General features: G+C 64.4%; 15 protein-coding genes. 7 read left to right on the plus strand and 8 right to left on the minus strand.

Annotated features, from left to right (window positions below):
• Positions 1–6 precede the first annotated feature (6 nt).
• The gene (locus tag DBO85_RS04845; protein ID WP_108105805.1) at positions 7–879 is read right to left on the minus strand and encodes an NAD(P)-dependent oxidoreductase; all 873 of its coding nucleotides are present in this window, start codon (positions 877–879) and stop codon (positions 7–9) included.
• A 104-nt stretch (positions 880–983) separates the two neighbouring features.
• Between DBO85_RS04845 and DBO85_RS04850 the strand changes: the two genes are divergently transcribed.
• Together DBO85_RS04850 and ppnP are read left to right on the plus strand one after the other, a co-directional pair.
• Positions 984–1526 (plus strand): exonuclease domain-containing protein, encoded by a 543-nt coding sequence (locus DBO85_RS04850; protein WP_108105807.1) that lies wholly within the window; start codon positions 984–986, stop codon positions 1524–1526.
• 83 nt (positions 1527–1609) lie between these two features.
• Positions 1610–1891 (plus strand): pyrimidine/purine nucleoside phosphorylase, encoded by a 282-nt coding sequence (gene ppnP, locus DBO85_RS04855; protein ID WP_108105809.1) that lies wholly within the window; start codon positions 1610–1612, stop codon positions 1889–1891.
• 331 nt (positions 1892–2222) lie between these two features.
• Here the strand turns inward: ppnP and DBO85_RS04860 are convergent, their stop codons facing one another.
• Entirely contained in the window at positions 2223–2813 is a 591-nt protein-coding gene (locus DBO85_RS04860) for a DUF1287 domain-containing protein (protein ID WP_108105811.1), read from the minus strand.
• A gap of 156 nt (positions 2814–2969) precedes the next feature.
• Here DBO85_RS04860 and DBO85_RS04865 point away from each other — a divergent pair, with 156 nt between their 5' ends.
• Positions 2970–3149, plus strand: a complete 180-nt coding sequence (locus DBO85_RS04865; RefSeq protein WP_108105813.1) for a PA1571 family protein — start codon at positions 2970–2972, stop codon at positions 3147–3149.
• Positions 3150–3310: 161 nt separating this feature from the next.
• On the opposite strand, the gene pdxB is transcribed toward DBO85_RS04865, so the two are convergent.
• Positions 3311–4453 carry a 4-phosphoerythronate dehydrogenase PdxB gene (pdxB, locus tag DBO85_RS04870; protein ID WP_108105815.1) on the minus strand — a complete coding sequence of 381 codons (1143 nt, stop codon included), beginning with the start codon at positions 4451–4453 and terminating at the stop codon, positions 3311–3313.
• 326 nt (positions 4454–4779) lie between these two features.
• Between pdxB and DBO85_RS04875 the strand changes: the two genes are divergently transcribed.
• Entirely contained in the window at positions 4780–6153 is a 1374-nt protein-coding gene (locus DBO85_RS04875; RefSeq protein ID WP_108105817.1) for an MATE family efflux transporter, read from the plus strand.
• Positions 6154–6274: 121 nt separating this feature from the next.
• Here the strand turns inward: DBO85_RS04875 and DBO85_RS04880 are convergent, their stop codons facing one another.
• Complete coding sequence (locus DBO85_RS04880) at positions 6275–7360, minus strand: type I restriction endonuclease (RefSeq protein WP_108105819.1); 1086 nt, start codon at positions 7358–7360, stop codon at positions 6275–6277.
• A 332-nt stretch (positions 7361–7692) separates the two neighbouring features.
• On the opposite strand from DBO85_RS04880, the gene DBO85_RS04885 reads away from it, so the two are divergent.
• Together DBO85_RS04885 and DBO85_RS04890 are read left to right on the plus strand one after the other, a co-directional pair.
• Complete coding sequence (locus DBO85_RS04885; RefSeq protein ID WP_108105820.1) at positions 7693–8052, plus strand: 4a-hydroxytetrahydrobiopterin dehydratase; 360 nt, start codon at positions 7693–7695, stop codon at positions 8050–8052.
• Between the two features lie 53 nt (positions 8053–8105).
• Positions 8106–9368 (plus strand): MFS transporter, encoded by a 1263-nt coding sequence (locus DBO85_RS04890; protein WP_108105822.1) that lies wholly within the window; start codon positions 8106–8108, stop codon positions 9366–9368.
• Between the two features lie 8 nt (positions 9369–9376).
• On the opposite strand, the gene arfB is transcribed toward DBO85_RS04890, so the two are convergent.
• The 3 genes from arfB to DBO85_RS04905 are packed head-to-tail and all read right to left on the minus strand — an operon-like array spanning position 9377 to position 12241.
• On the minus strand, positions 9377–9790 hold the full coding sequence (gene arfB, locus DBO85_RS04895) for an alternative ribosome rescue aminoacyl-tRNA hydrolase ArfB (RefSeq protein WP_108105824.1): 414 nt from the start codon (positions 9788–9790) through the stop codon (positions 9377–9379).
• A gap of 33 nt (positions 9791–9823) precedes the next feature.
• Positions 9824–10840: a hypothetical protein gene (locus tag DBO85_RS04900; protein ID WP_108105827.1), complete on the minus strand. Its 1017-nt coding sequence runs from the start codon at positions 10838–10840 to the stop codon at positions 9824–9826.
• Between the two features lie 6 nt (positions 10841–10846).
• A complete protein-coding gene (locus DBO85_RS04905) occupies positions 10847–12241 on the minus strand; it encodes an amino acid permease (RefSeq protein WP_407681447.1) in 1395 nt (464 codons plus the stop codon).
• Between the two features lie 198 nt (positions 12242–12439).
• On the opposite strand from DBO85_RS04905, the gene DBO85_RS04910 reads away from it, so the two are divergent.
• A complete protein-coding gene (locus DBO85_RS04910; protein WP_108105830.1) occupies positions 12440–12994 on the plus strand; it encodes a hypothetical protein in 555 nt (184 codons plus the stop codon).
• 34 nt (positions 12995–13028) lie between these two features.
• Here the strand turns inward: DBO85_RS04910 and DBO85_RS04915 are convergent, their stop codons facing one another.
• Positions 13029–13841, minus strand: a complete 813-nt coding sequence (locus DBO85_RS04915) for a hypothetical protein (RefSeq protein WP_108105832.1) — start codon at positions 13839–13841, stop codon at positions 13029–13031.
• Between the last annotated feature and the right edge of the window lie 14 nt (positions 13842–13855).

Genomic DNA, 13855 nt, shown 5'->3' on the forward strand with positions numbered 1-13855 from the left:
CGAGTTTCAGCCGCGCGGGACCAGGCGACGGATCAGGCTCGAGGTATCCCAGCGGCCGCCGCCCATCGCCTGCACCTCGGCATAGAGCTGGTCGACCAGGGCGGTTACCGGCAGGGGCGCACCGTTGCTGCGCGCTTCTTCAAGCACGATGGCGAAATCCTTGCGCATCCAGTCCACCGCGAAGCCGAAGTCGAATTCGCCGGCGAGCATGCTCTTGTGGCGATTGTCGAGCTGCCAGGATTGCGCCGCGCCCTTGCCGATCACCTCCATCGCCGACTCGGCATCCAGCCCGGCGGCGCGGGCGAAGTTGAGCGCTTCCGCCAGGCCCTGCAGCAACCCGCCGATGCAGATCTGGTTGACCATCTTGGTCAGTTGGCCACTGCCGGCGTGCCCCATCAGCCGGACCATCCGCGCATAGCATTCGATCACCGGCTCGGCCCGCTGGAAGATCGCCGGTTCGCCACCGACCATCACCGTCAGCGCGCCCTGCTGGGCGCCGGCCTGACCGCCGGACACCGGCGCATCGAGAAACCCCAGCTCACGCTCGGCAGCCATCAGTGCCAGCTCACGGGCGACCCGCGCCGAGGCGGTGGTGTGATCGATCAGCACCGCCCCTGGCGCCATGCCGGCCAGCGCGCCGTCCTCGCCCAGGACCACGGCGCGCAGGTCATCGTCATTGCCGACGCAGGTCATCACGAACTGCGCGTCCTTTGCCGCTGCGCGGGGGCTTGCCGCACTACGCCCCGGATACTCCTTCACCCAGGCATCGGCCCGCCCGGCGCTGCGGTTGTAGACGCAGACCTCATGGCCCTGACGCGCCAGGTGCCCGGCCATGGGATAGCCCATCACGCCCAATCCGATGAATGCCACCTTCGCCATGTGATGCGCCTCCTGATAGTGATCGACAGAGGGTAGCCATGGTTTGCCGACCGACGAAAGCCCTTCCATACTCGGCGCCACCCGAATGTGCCAACGGAGGCACCATGCGGCACTGGCTGGTAATCGATCTGGAAGCGACCACCGAGGAAGGCGGCTGGCCGCTGGAGGAAATGGAGATCATCGAGATCGGCGCCTGCCTGGTCGCCGGCAATGGCCAGGAGATCGGTCATTTCCAGCGTTTCGTCCGCCCGCTGCGGCGGCCACTGCTGACCCGCTTCTGCCGTGAGCTGACACATATCGAACAGGTCGAGGTGGACAGCGCGCAAAGCCTTGCCGCGGTCTGGCCGGAGTTCGAGCGCTGGCTGGGCGGCTACGCCGGCGAATTGCTCGGCTGGATCAGCTGGGGCGACTACGACCGCCAGCAGCTGGAACTGGAATGGCAGCGCAACGGCTTGTCCAGCGCGCTGCAGCAGGTCGAGCACCTCAATCTCAAGCAGCGTTTCGCCCAGGCCCGTCAGCTCAGGCGCCCGGTGGGACTCAAGAGCGCCCTGCAGCTGGCCGGCATGCAGTTCCACGGCACCCAGCACCGCGCCCTTGAAGACGCGCGCAACACCGCCCGCCTGCTGCCACTGACCCTGCCCGACTGACCCGCTCGGGCGGGATGACGGAGCGCAACGGCTTGGGCATACTTGCCAGCCTTTTTCCCGCCTTCCCTTTTCGAGGAATCCCAATGTTCAAGGTCAACGAGTACTTCGACGGCACCGTCAAATCCATTGCCTTCGACATGGCCGCCGGTCCCGCGACCATCGGCGTCATGGCCGCAGGCGAATACGAATTCGGCACCGCGCAGCTGGAAGTGATGCACGTGGTCGCCGGCGCCCTGACCGTCAAGCTGCCGGGCAGCGAGGCCTGGGAGACCTTCGAGAGCGGCAGCCAGTTCACCGTTCCGGCCAACAGCAAGTTCCAGCTCAAGGTCGCCAGCGACACCGCCTACCTCTGCGAATACCGCTGAGCCTTGCCGCTGCGGCGGTGCGGCGCTGAACGCGTTCTGCATCGGCAGCGAGTCATCTGCCCCCCCCGCGTTTTGCTTCTGCAGCGAGTCGCCTGAAACATCCCTCACCCGCCTTCGGCACCCTCTCCCGGTGGGAGAGGGCAAAACCGCGGGCCGCTCGATACTCCGCGTGGCCACACACTGCGCTGTGCTGATACAGCCTTCCTTCTCCCTGCGGGAGAAGGTGGCGCGCAGCGACGGATGAGGGATGGCCTGAACAGCAAGGTGCCCCGCGCTGCCTGAAACCAGATGCCCTGGCGTGCAAGGGTGACGGATGTCGCCTGTGCCCTGTTTACCCGCCCGCCACCTTGATCCGGTAGTGGCCGATGATCTTGTAGCGCAGCAGCAGGTCATCCTCGCGCGCACCAAAGCCGATGTTGTGCAGGATCAATGGCACGCCCTCGGCACTGCGACGGTCGCTGACGATGCCGATATGCAGCGTTCCGCCGCCCAGGTCCCAGGTGACGATGTCACCTGCCTGGTAGCGGGCCGGAACACTGGAGAACCGCAGGCTCCAGCCCTGGCGCGTAAACCAGGTCATCAGATTGGGCACGCGGCGATGATCGATATTGCGATCCGGCCCGCGCAGCCCCCAGTTCTGCGGGTAGCTGGCAAAGTTGGCGCGCATGTCCTGGTGCACCCTCTGCTGCAGGTCCAGGCCCTGGGCCCGCAGGGCGCGGATGATCACATCGGTACACACGCCAGTGATCATCGGCACATCGCCACCGGGGTAATCCAGGCGCTGATAGCGCGGGTCGTAGAACAGCGTCACGCCGACCTGCTTGCGCGCATCCTCGACCAGTTGCGCCCTGTCGATCGCGGCCGCCTGCGCCGCCATCCCCCACACCATGAAGAGCGGAAAAAGCCAGCGTGCCATCTTCATTGCCCGAGCATCCTGCATCGCGAAAAAGGGCGATCATGCCCCGCGCAGCAGGCAGTCGTCACCCATTCAGGCTGTGACTTTTGCGCTCGAGCACTGTCACAGAGTTTTCATCCAGGCGACGTAGGCTGCCCCGAACAGCCTCAAGGAGAGCGCTCCATGACTCAGCAGCAGCCCGCAACCACCACCCTCCGGGTAATTCCGCTCAAGCCTCAGCAGCAGGTCGGCGGCGCCGTGATCGATGACGAAGGCCGTGAAGTGCCGATCACCGAACACATGATCCAGCGCGCCTGCAACGAACTGGAAAAGAGCTTCAGCAACGCCAGCCAGCACGGCTGAAGTGACGCGAAGTCGCTGAGCGCGGCTCGCGCCGATTCCGTGCGTCTCGCCCGACGCCACGGCCGGGCTGCCGATCGCTTCGGCTGGGCCTGGTCGGCAAGCTCCCGGGCCGGTACCGCATCGGCAGCCAGGCTCGACGTGCGGCACCAGCCACGGGCCGCTCAGACCAGACGCGCGCCCAGCGCCTTGACCATGTCGCGCAACGGCGACGATTCCCCACTGATTCGCACCTGCAGGCCATCGATCTCGCGGCGCATCGGGTAGTGCTTGCGTAGCGCGTCGAAGGCCAGACGCCGCTGCTCGGCCTCCGCTTGCAGGCTGCGGATAAAATCGGCGCTGTCGCGACGCGGGTCGTAGACTGCCCGGCAAAGGGTTGCCAGCGCCCAGTCCGGCGGGCAATCCGCATCCAGCTCCAGCTGCCGCAACCACTGTGCCGGCGACATGTCGGCAAGACGCAGTGCCGCTGGCTGGCCGAGCCAGGCGCAGAGTGCCTGGTAGATCTGCTCGCTGCCGCGCAACTTGCCGTCCAGGCTGTAACCGGCAACGTGCGGCGTGGCCAGGCGACAGCGGCGGGCCAGCTCGACATCCACCTGCGGTTCACCCTCCCAGACATCCAGCACCGCGCGCAGATCGCTACGCTGCTGCAGCACCCGGTTGAGCGCCTGGTTGTCGACCACCCCACCGCGGCTGGCATTGATCAGCCAGGTGCCCGGCCGCAGGCTGGCCAGACGGGTCTCGTCGAGCAGGTGCCAGGTGGCGTCCTGTCCGTCGCGCGCCAAGGGCGTGTGCAGACTGATCACATCGCAGCGGGTGAGGATTTCATCGAGGCTGACGAAGCCCGGCTCCCCCGCGCGCGCGCGCGGTGGATCGCAGACCTCCACCCGCCAGCCCAGGCCGCGCATGACCCGCGCCAGCCGCTCACCGACCTGCCCTGCGCCGACGATGCCGAAGCGTCGCTCGGCCAGCGCAACCCCCGCATCCTCGGCCAGCACCAGCAGGCTGCCGAGCACATAGTCGACCACGCCGCGGGCATTGCAGCCCGGCGCGCTGGCCCAGGCGATGCCCTGACGCTGCAGATAGTCCAGATCCAGATGATCGGTGCCTATGGTGCAGGTGCCGACGAAGCGCACCGCACTGCCTGCCAGCAACGCTTCATCGACCCGGGTCACCGAGCGCACCAGCAGCAGCTGCGCGTCGCCCAGGGCATCGCGCTCGAGCGTGCGACCGGGCAGCCGGCGGATCTCACCGAAGGCTGCGAAGAACTCATCGAGCAGGGGGATATTTTCGTCGGCTACGATACGCATGGCCGGCTCCTGAAAAACGGAGCGCCCATGGTAATCCCCGCGGGGAATTGCGGCCCGCGGTTTTTCCGCAGGAAGGCTTCGTACCGAGGCACAGATTCGCCGCGTCCGTCACCCCGGCCGGCCGGAGCACGACTCCGCAGCGTAAGGCCCGACCATTCAGGGTTGCCCGGCGAAAAACGGCGCACATCCGCACTGTCGCCTGCCGCCATCGGCAGTCGCTGCCGGGGATCCTGCAACAAGGCGCCGGCGCCTAGCGCGAAGCGCTTCCTGCCCGGCAGGTGCAGGCGTAGACTGGCGGGCCTTCCGCGCCAGCCCGATACAACGTCATGTCCGCTCAGTCCCGCCTGCTCCGCGTGCGCACCGAAATGCGCCATCTGGCAGTTCTCGCCACACCCATCATCATCGCCCAGCTGGCGCATACCGCCATGGGCTTCGTCGACACCGTGATGGCCGGACGCGTCGGCCCCCAGGACCTGGCGGCAGTGGCCCTGGGCAACTCGATCTGGGTGCCGGTGTTCCTGCTGATGACCGGCGTACTGCTGGCGACCACCGCCAAGGTGGCGCGCCTGTTCGGCGCAGGCGACGAGGAACGGATCGGCGCACTGGTGCGTCAGTCGCTCTGGCTCGGCCTGGCGGTGGGCGCGCTCTGCGCCGTGCTGCTGTGGAACGCCGAGCCGGTGCTGCACTGGATGCAGGTCGCCGCGGAGCTGATCGAACCGACCATGGCCTACCTGCGCGCCGTGGCACTGGGCTTTCCCGCCATCGCGCTCTATCACGTGCTGCGCTGCTTCAGCGACGGCCTGGGTCGCACCCGGCCGAGCATGGTCATCGGCATCCTCGGACTGCTGCTGAACATCCCGCTCAACTACATCTTCATCTACGGCAAGCTCGGCTTGCCGGCGATGGGCGGCGTCGGTTGCGGCTGGGCCACCGCGCTGGTGATGATCGCCTCGCTGCTGGCGATGCTGGTCTGGGTCAGATGGGCGCCCTACTACCGCGCCAGCCAATTGTTCGCCCGCTTCGACCGGCCGTACTGGCCGACCATCTCGCGGCTGCTGTCGATCGGTGTGCCGATCGGCATCGCGATCTTTGCCGAAGCCAGCATCTTCTCGGTGATCGCCCTGCTGATCGGCGGCCTCGGCGCCACGGTGGTCGCCGGCCACCAGATCGCCCTCAACTTCTCCTCGCTGGTGTTCATGCTGCCCTACTCGCTGGGCATGGCCATCACCATCCGCGTCGGCCAGGCGCTCGGCCGCAACGATGCACGTGACGCACGCTTCGTCGCCGGCATCGGTATCGGCATGTCGCTGCTGCTGGCGTGCCTGTCGTCCAGCGCCATGCTGCTCGGCCGCGATGCCATCGCCCGCCTCTACAGCACCGACGCCAGCGTTCTCGCAGTCGCCAGCGGCCTGCTGATCTATGCCGCGTTCTTCCAGTTCTCCGACGCCATCCAGGTAACAGCCGCCGGGGCCCTGCGCGGCTACCAGGACACCCGCGCGACCATGCTGATCACCCTGTTCGCCTACTGGGGCATCGGCCTGCCGGTGGGCTACGGCCTTGGCCTTGCCGATTGGTTCGGCCCCGCCAGCGGCCCGGCGGGGCTCTGGCAGGGGCTGATCGTCGGCCTGACCTGCGCGGCCCTGATGCTGGGAGTACGCCTGATGCGCATCGGCAAGCGGCGGATCAGGCAGGGAGAATAAAGTGTGGCGCTGCCTTCAAATGCAACGCCCCCGACGCATTGTTTTAACAACCAGCGTGGGGGCGCTTGGGGCCCCAAGTAAAATCGGAAAACCCGATGTCGGGCCTACACCGCGAAGTCTCCTATTCGTAAAACCCGACTGTAGTTTTTAGAGCATCGGAAAAACCATAGATATCATCTAGCGACGCAATTGGATGTCGCGTCTCACTCTTCTCCTTATCAAATATGCCGATATATTTTTGACTTCTATTGAAGTGAAGGCGACATATAGGCTTCCGATTATTATCATCAAGGAGCACACCAAAATAACTTTGCGTGTCACGATGAATAATTCGTTTCGAATCCACAACAGTACGAACAATCGCCTTTACTATATGGAACCCCTCCAGCTCCTCCAAGGTAGTATGAACACGATCCTCATCTGCTTCCGCCTTACCTTCAGAAGAAGCTGGTACCACAGCGGATGCCGGAGCCGAAAACGTACCAACTGGAGTTCCGCTCATTGCAGACTTCAATCGGTCATTTATCTGATCATTAAGAAACTGAGCAACCGCCTTTCTAGTTAACTCAGAAAACTGCTCACGAACCTTTTGAGTAATCATCCCTTCGTAGACGCGAGACGCAAAGAACCTAACAAACTCATCGCTTGGAGCATTGAACTGGCTAGCAATCTCCTTCTTTAACTGACTCACATACTTCAACTCACCCGCAGCACTGATAATTGACTCCACGTCAAATGCAGATTTTGTTAATTTTTGCAACTCAGGGATCACGTGCTCGTCAATATCCAGCAGATCCAACTCTAGAAACGGCTTTTCGTCCATTTTATTTGGCGCATCAAGGTCGGTAAAAAATCTATATACCTGGCCATTAGTAAGTATCGAGATGCGCGCATTAGTTACATGGAAATAACGAAACAACTGGGAGGCATGGTTAATATTCAAAGACTCACCAAATTTCTTGCACTCGATGAGAATCTGGACATCACCATTCATAAAAATCGCGTAATCGATCTTCTCCCCTTTCTTCGTGCCTACATCACAAACAAACTCCGGAACAACCTCATGCGGATCAAATACGTCATACCCTAGAACGCTATTAATAAAAGGCATGACAAAAGCAGTTTTCGTCGCCTCCTCCGTCTGAATTGATGCACCCTGCTGACGAACTTTTGAGGAAAGAGCACTTAATCTCTCAATAAATTCCATTTTTAGCTCCTTGTGTTTGGCCTACCCATCCTAGTAGCCAACCGCCATCAAGTGCAATGTGGCACCCAAATCCGCCCAACCTACATTTGGGCCAAAAAAAGAGGGCGGCCCTGGGGCCGCCCTGCAAAACATTCCGGGGAGGAATGGAAGAAGCGTTGCAATCCAAATACCACGCAGAGGTCTGCGCCGGATCTTTATACGCCGCCATACGGCGCCTCCCCATTGGACTTAGGTCGCAGACCGGTCCAGGCTGAACCCATCACCCCGACAGCCGGTCTGTTGCTGGGAAGGCGTGACCCCGCCCGCCGTTTCAATACCCGGAGGAAGTGTTCATGACATCGCTCGCCAATAGCCCTTGCCAGAGTTGCCAGGCCGACAGCGCCGAGGCAGTGGAAGAGGCCCGCGCACGCGAGCTGCTGGAGCAGCTTCCCGGATGGCGGATCGAAACGGTCGGCGGAGTGGCGCAGTTGCAGAAGGTCTTTCGCTTCGCCGATTTCGCCGAGGCCCTGGCGTTCACCAACGCCATCGGCGCCCTGGCCGAAGCCGAAAACCACCACCCGGCCCTGCTCACCGAGTGGGGTCGGGTCAGCGTCAGTTGGTGGACCCACAGCCTGAAAGGGCTGCACATCAACGACTTCATCATGGCCGCGCGCAGCGACCAGCAGGCGCTACAACAGCACCGCCAGGGCTGATCCGCCGCCCTCTTCGCCTTGTCATCGCAAGCCTAATCGCCCAGGATGCCCCCATGTGGTCACATATTCTCCCCATCAGCTCGCTACTCAGCGGGGTTGCTCTGCTATTGCTCGGCAATGGCCTGCTCAACACACTCCTGACCCTGCGCGGGGTCCATGAAGGCTACTCGACGACCATGCTCGGGCTGGTCATGTCCGGCTATTTCGTCGGCTATCTGCTCGGCACCTGGATCAACACACCGCTGATCCGCCGGGTCGGGCACATCCGCGCATTCGCCTTTTTCGCTGCGGTCGCCGCGAGCATCGCGCTGATGCACGTACTGGTAGTCGATCCCTGGTTCTGGCTGTTCCTGCGGGTCGGCTACGGCATGGCGCTGATCGGTCTGTACATGGTCATCGAGAGCTGGCTGAACGCCCAGGCCAGCAACGAGCAGCGCGGGCAGATCTTCGCCGTGTACATGGTGGTCAACCTGGTGGCACTGGCGATTGCCCAGCAACTGCTCGGGCTGGCCGCACCAACCGAGTTCATCCTCTTCGCCCTGGCAGCGATTCTGATCTGCTGCGCGCTGACCCCAATCGCCCTCACCCGCCAGGCTCAGCCGAACATCCCCGACACCCACGCGGTGGATTTGCGCCACCTGATCCGGGTCGCGCCGCTGGCGCTGTTCGCGGCGGCCATCTCCGGTCTGTCGATGGGCGGTTTCTGGGGCATGGCACCGGTCTACGCCAGCCTCAACGGCATGGATGCCTCCGGCGTTGGCCTGCTGATGAGCCTGAGCATCCTCGGCGGCGCGCTGCTGCAGTGGCCGATCGGACGCTTCTCCGACAACCATGACCGGCGCACGGTGCTGTTCTGGGTCGTCTCACTCGCGGTGCTGGTTTCGCTGCTGCTGAGCATGATGCCGACCGGCATCTGGATGCTCGCGCTGTTCTTCGTCTGGGGCGGCCTGGCCTTCGCGGTCTATCCGCTCGCCGTAGCCCAGCTGATCGACCAGTTGCACCCGGACGAGATCCTCTCCGGTTCCAGCGGGCTGCTGTTGGTCAACGGCGTGGGGGCGATCTGCGGTCCGTTGCTGGCCGGGGTACTGATCGAACAGCTCGGCCCGGATACGCTGCCGCTGTTCTTCGCCGCCTGTTTCGCTGCGCTGGCGATCTACAACCTGCATCGACTGCGGCACGTCAGCGACCTGATCAGCGACCCACCGGCACACTTCGTGCCGATGCTGCGCACCAGCCCGACGGTGCTGGAACTGGTGCCGGAAGTCCCCGAGTCCATCGAGACACAGGCCAGGGCCGAGGCGGAAGAACACTACTGAGGCGACGATCAGATATCGACCTTGCCGCGCCCGGCCTTGATCTGGCCGCGGCGGCCTTTCTCCTCCAGCCGCCGCTTGCGTGAGCCCATGGTCGGCTTGGTCGGCCGCCGCGCCTTCTCCGTGTGTCCCGCCTCGCGGATCAGTTCGGCCAGGCGCTCCAGCGCATCGGCACGGTTCTGCTCCTGGGTCCGGTAGCGCTGACCCTTGATGATCACCACGCCATCGGCGGTGATGCGGCTGTCACGCAGCGCCAGCAGGCGCTCCTTGTAGAAGGCCGGCAGCGACGACGCCTGGCTGTCGAAGCGTAGATGCACCGCGCTGGAAACCTTGTTGACGTTCTGGCCACCGGCGCCCTGAGCGCGGATGGCGCTGAGCTCGATCTCGTCATCGGGCAGCGTCAGTGAGTTGGATATCTGCAGCATCGCGTTGGCAGCTCCGTGGATTCGTCGGCAGATTCAGTCGAGGTCGAACTCGGCCCAGTCGATGATGCCCAATTGCGCGTTGTCGTCGACGCCCAGCACCTCTCCGGCGGCCGACTGCCGTACCGAGTTGCCTGGGTTGATCAGTCGGTCAGCGTCGCTATCACGTGCCGGCACGCGGCGCGGCGAGAACCAGCGCTGACCATCCGGCCAGATCAGCACCTCGGTGCCGGCGGCATAGTGCATCGAACCCAGCTGCAGCGGCTTGGCGAGCGCACCCGCGTGGGTGACAGTCGCCCGTTCCGCGGAAAGACGCAGCTCCAGCCAGCTCAGCTGCATGCCGCCGACACTCATCGGCGCTTTCCCGCTGGAGCGCAGACGCCACTCGCTCCCGCTGCGGACCAGCGTGCTGCCAGCCGGCCACTCGACGCCGGCGACTACGCTGCCAGCCTGCAGGGCGCACTGCCGCAGCAGCCAGGTGGCGGGCCGCAACCGGGCCGCCACATCGCGCTGGAACTCGACCGGGGCGGAATCGGCGCAGGGCCAGTCATCCACCGGCTGGTCGCCAGCCAGATCCAGCTCGGCGAAGTAGTAACCCGAGGGGGAGTACAGACGCTCCACCCACAGCCCGCGCACCTCGACCGGCTCGGCGAACCAGGCCTCCTGCAGCGTCTCAAGGCCGTAGGGCAGTGCATCACCGGTACGCCAGTGGGTCTGCGCTTCGGCCCGTTCCAAACGTACCCGACTGCCTGCAGGAAACTCGATGTCTTGCAGCCTGAGCGGCTCGAGCAGAGTCGGATTGAGCGCGCGAGCCGCAGCACGCTGCTCGGCGGCAAACGCCAGCAGCTCCAGCTGGACCCAGATACCCGGCGCCGACAGCACGCCCAGCAGGATAACCAGCACCACCAGCAAGCGGGGACGCCGACGCAACAGCGGACGCGTACGCGGCCAGCACCAGAGCGTTGCCACGGTCAGCAGCGCGATCAGACTGATGACACTGAGCAGCATGATCAGCGTGCCGATCAGAATCGCCAGTGGGTTGACCGGAATCATCGTTGCTCAGCCGACCCTGCGCTGCAGCAGCGAGCGCAGCAGGTGGCAGGCGAGCATGAAGGCCAGCCAGACCGGGATGGCATACACCGACAGCCGGGTGTCCGGCACCAGCCACATCACCACCAGAATGAAGGCCAGGAACAGCAGGCACAGCAGGTTGCCCCAGGGATGCCAGAGCGCGCGGAACAGCGGCTGACGTCCGGCGCGCTGCAGCGCGGCACGGAAGCGCAGGTGGGTCAGGCTGATCATCGCCCAGTTGATCACCAGCGCCGCCACCACCAGCGACATCAGCAGGGTCAGCGCCTCCTTCGGTGCCAGGTAGTTGACCAGCACGCAGAGCAGCGTGATCAGCGCCGAAACCAGGATGCCGATCACCGGTACGCCACGCCGGTCGGTACGCGCCAGCCAGCGCGGCGCGTCGCCCTGCTCGGCCAGGCCGAAGAGCATCCGGCTGTTGCAGTAGACCCCGCTGTTGTAGACCGACAGCGCCGCGGTGAGCACCACGAAGTTGAGGATGTGCGCGGCGGTGTCGCTGCCGATCAGCGAGAAGATCTGTACGAAGGGGCTGCTGCTGTAGGGATCGCCGGCGGCATTCAGGGTCTGCACCAGGCTGTCCCAGGGATACAGCGAAAGCAGCACGCTGAGCGCGCCTATGTAGAAGATCAGGATGCGGTAGACCACCTGATTGATCGCCCTGGGGATCACCTGCTGCGGGTTCTGCGCCTCCGCCGCGGTGATGCCGACCAGCTCCAGGCCGCCGAAGGAGAACATGATGATCGCCATCATCAGCAGCAGCCCTTCGATGCCGTTGGGGAAGAAGCCGCCATGGCTCCACAGGTTGCTGACACTGGCCTGCTCGCCGCCGCTGCCACTGAACAGCAGATAGCAGCCCAGCAGGATCATCCCGATGATCGCCACCACCTTGATGATCGAGAACCAGAACTCGGCCTCGCCGAAGACCTTCACGTTGCACAGGTTGATGGCATTGATCAGCACGAAGAACGCCACCGCGGTCATCCAGGTGGGTATTTCCGGCCACCAGAACTGTACGTACTTGCCCACCGCGGTGAGCTCGGCCATGCCGACCAGCACATAGAGCAGCCAGTAGTTCCAGCCGGAGAGGAAGCCGGCGAAACGGCCCCAGTAGGCATGCGCAAAGTGACTGAAGGAGCCGGCGACCGGCTCCTCGACGATCATCTCGCCGAGCTGGCGCATGATCAGGAAAGCGATCAGCCCGCCGATGGCATAACCGAGGATCATCGACGGGCCGGCGCTCTTGAGCACCCCGGCGGAACCGAGGAACAGGCCGGTGCCGATGGCACCACCCAGTGCGATCAGCTGGATATGGCGATTCTGCAGGCCGCGCTTGAGCTGGCCAGAGTGGGAAGATGTCTCGCTCACGTCACGGCTCCCCATTGACGGTTGCAGGTCGGCTGGCATGTCGGTCGGTACCTGCCAGGCATCGAGGCACCTGGCCAGTTGCCAGGGCGCGGCGCAGTATACACAGGCACTCCCCGAGCTTTTGCCAGTCCAGATCAATAGTGTGAATGCTCGATGAGGGCGAAAGACCTTAGCTAACAATCACAATGGGATACCGCGATGCAGGCGAACAGCGAAACCCAGGAAAGCACAGAAGATCATCTGTCCCGTGTGGAGAAGACCGTCGCGATGAACCGGCTGCTGCTGCTCGTGGTGGCGGGGCTGATCCTGACGATGCTGGCCAGCTGGATCACACTCGGCGTCATCGGCTTTGTCAGCGACGACGAGACCGCCGCACTGGCGCCCGAGGTCGTTCAGCTTGGCGAACAGGTGGTGCAACTGGAGGCGCGCCTGCAACAGCAGCAGGCGCACATCGATCAGCAACAGACCCAGTTGCAGGCACAGGCTGCGCTGCTGGAGCGACTGGCCGCGCCTTCACCGGCCGGTAGCGACCCCGCGCTGCGGCAACAGCTGGCGCGCAGCCTGATCGGCCAGGAACAGGGCCTGCAGCAAACCCTGCTCGGACTCAAATCGGGTATGCACGATCTTGCCGGCATGATTGTTGGCTCGCGCAGCTGGCTGGAACACTACCAGGAGGCCCTCAACAAGCCGCTGGCCGAGAGCCGCGCCAGGGTCGAGGAGCTGCGGCGCTGGTCCACCGAGCAAGCCGAATGAATCCGCCCCGCCCGGTGGCATTCGAGGTCGCGCCTCAGCTGGCCGGCTTGGCCAGCGGCTCGATCAGGAAGCGTCCGTCCTCGCCCGGGGCACCGAAGCGACCGGGCTGCCCCGGCTTCCCCGAGCTACCGGGATTGCGGAACACCTTGATGCCGGTAGGTCGCTTGACCAGCTCACCGCGACCACCCTCGCCCGGCGCACCACCCTGCCCGGCCGCTGCGCCGGCGCCACCGCCGTTGAGCACCTGTACGCCCGGACCGTAGTTGCTGATCGGAATGAAGCCCGCGGCACTCAGACTCCAGTAGCGCAGCACCACCTCACCGCCGCGACCACCCGTGCCACCGTCACCACCTGCACCTCCGGCGCCACCGTGGCCACCGGCGCAGCGATCGTCGGAACTGCCGTCACTGCCTGCCCCACCATCGCCGCCACTGCCCCCGGCGCCACCACGGCTGTCCAGCAACAGCGAGCCGAAGGACTGCAGACCAAGCAGTAACTGCAGATCAACTCCCTGCCCGCCGCTCATTCCGGCCCCACCGGCGCCGCCGTCGCGGCCGTCCACACACCCTGTGACTGCCATTGCGGCTGTGCCCGGAGCACCCGCCGCAGCATCCTCACCGCGCGCCAGAATGCGCACCCCCTTGCCGATCCATGCCTGCTCGGCTTGCAGCTGCAACCGCCCCAATCCGGGCGCCATGCGCAACGTTGCCCCATCTTCGAGCACCAGACGCTGCAGGTGCAGCACCGGCTCGCCAATCAGGTGCTCCTTGCCCGCACCGACATGCAGCTCTGCAGCCTGCACGGAAAGCGCGGCCAGACTGGCCAGGCCACAAAAGAACGCACGCATCCAGATGACTCCTT

Origin of the sequence: Pseudomonas mangrovi (genome assembly GCF_003052585.1) — a bacterium.
GTDB classification, from domain to species: Bacteria; Pseudomonadota; Gammaproteobacteria; order Pseudomonadales; family Pseudomonadaceae; genus Aquipseudomonas; species Aquipseudomonas mangrovi.

Excerpts from the sequence above, each read along its gene's own strand:
- DBO85_RS04845 (WP_108105805.1), bottom strand. The coding sequence starts at position 879 with ATGGCGAAGGTGGCATTCATCGGATTGGGCGTGATGGGCTATCCCATG.
- DBO85_RS04875 (WP_108105817.1), top strand. The coding sequence starts at position 4,780 with ATGTCCGCTCAGTCCCGCCTGCTCCGCGTGCGCACCGAAATGCGCCAT.
- ppnP (WP_108105809.1), top strand. The coding sequence starts at position 1,610 with ATGTTCAAGGTCAACGAGTACTTCGACGGCACCGTCAAATCCATTGCC.
- pdxB (WP_108105815.1), bottom strand. The coding sequence starts at position 4,453 with ATGCGTATCGTAGCCGACGAAAATATCCCCCTGCTCGATGAGTTCTTC.
- DBO85_RS04885 (WP_108105820.1), top strand. The coding sequence starts at position 7,693 with ATGACATCGCTCGCCAATAGCCCTTGCCAGAGTTGCCAGGCCGACAGC.
- DBO85_RS04910 (WP_108105830.1), top strand. The coding sequence starts at position 12,440 with ATGCAGGCGAACAGCGAAACCCAGGAAAGCACAGAAGATCATCTGTCC.
- DBO85_RS04850 (WP_108105807.1), top strand. The coding sequence starts at position 984 with ATGCGGCACTGGCTGGTAATCGATCTGGAAGCGACCACCGAGGAAGGC.
- DBO85_RS04890 (WP_108105822.1), top strand. The coding sequence starts at position 8,106 with ATGTGGTCACATATTCTCCCCATCAGCTCGCTACTCAGCGGGGTTGCT.
- DBO85_RS04865 (WP_108105813.1), top strand. The coding sequence starts at position 2,970 with ATGACTCAGCAGCAGCCCGCAACCACCACCCTCCGGGTAATTCCGCTC.
- DBO85_RS04880 (WP_108105819.1), bottom strand. The coding sequence starts at position 7,360 with ATGGAATTTATTGAGAGATTAAGTGCTCTTTCCTCAAAAGTTCGTCAG.
- DBO85_RS04860 (WP_108105811.1), bottom strand. The coding sequence starts at position 2,813 with ATGAAGATGGCACGCTGGCTTTTTCCGCTCTTCATGGTGTGGGGGATG.
- arfB (WP_108105824.1), bottom strand. The coding sequence starts at position 9,790 with ATGCTGCAGATATCCAACTCACTGACGCTGCCCGATGACGAGATCGAG.
- DBO85_RS04915 (WP_108105832.1), bottom strand. The coding sequence starts at position 13,841 with ATGCGTGCGTTCTTTTGTGGCCTGGCCAGTCTGGCCGCGCTTTCCGTG.
- DBO85_RS04900 (WP_108105827.1), bottom strand. The coding sequence starts at position 10,840 with ATGATTCCGGTCAACCCACTGGCGATTCTGATCGGCACGCTGATCATG.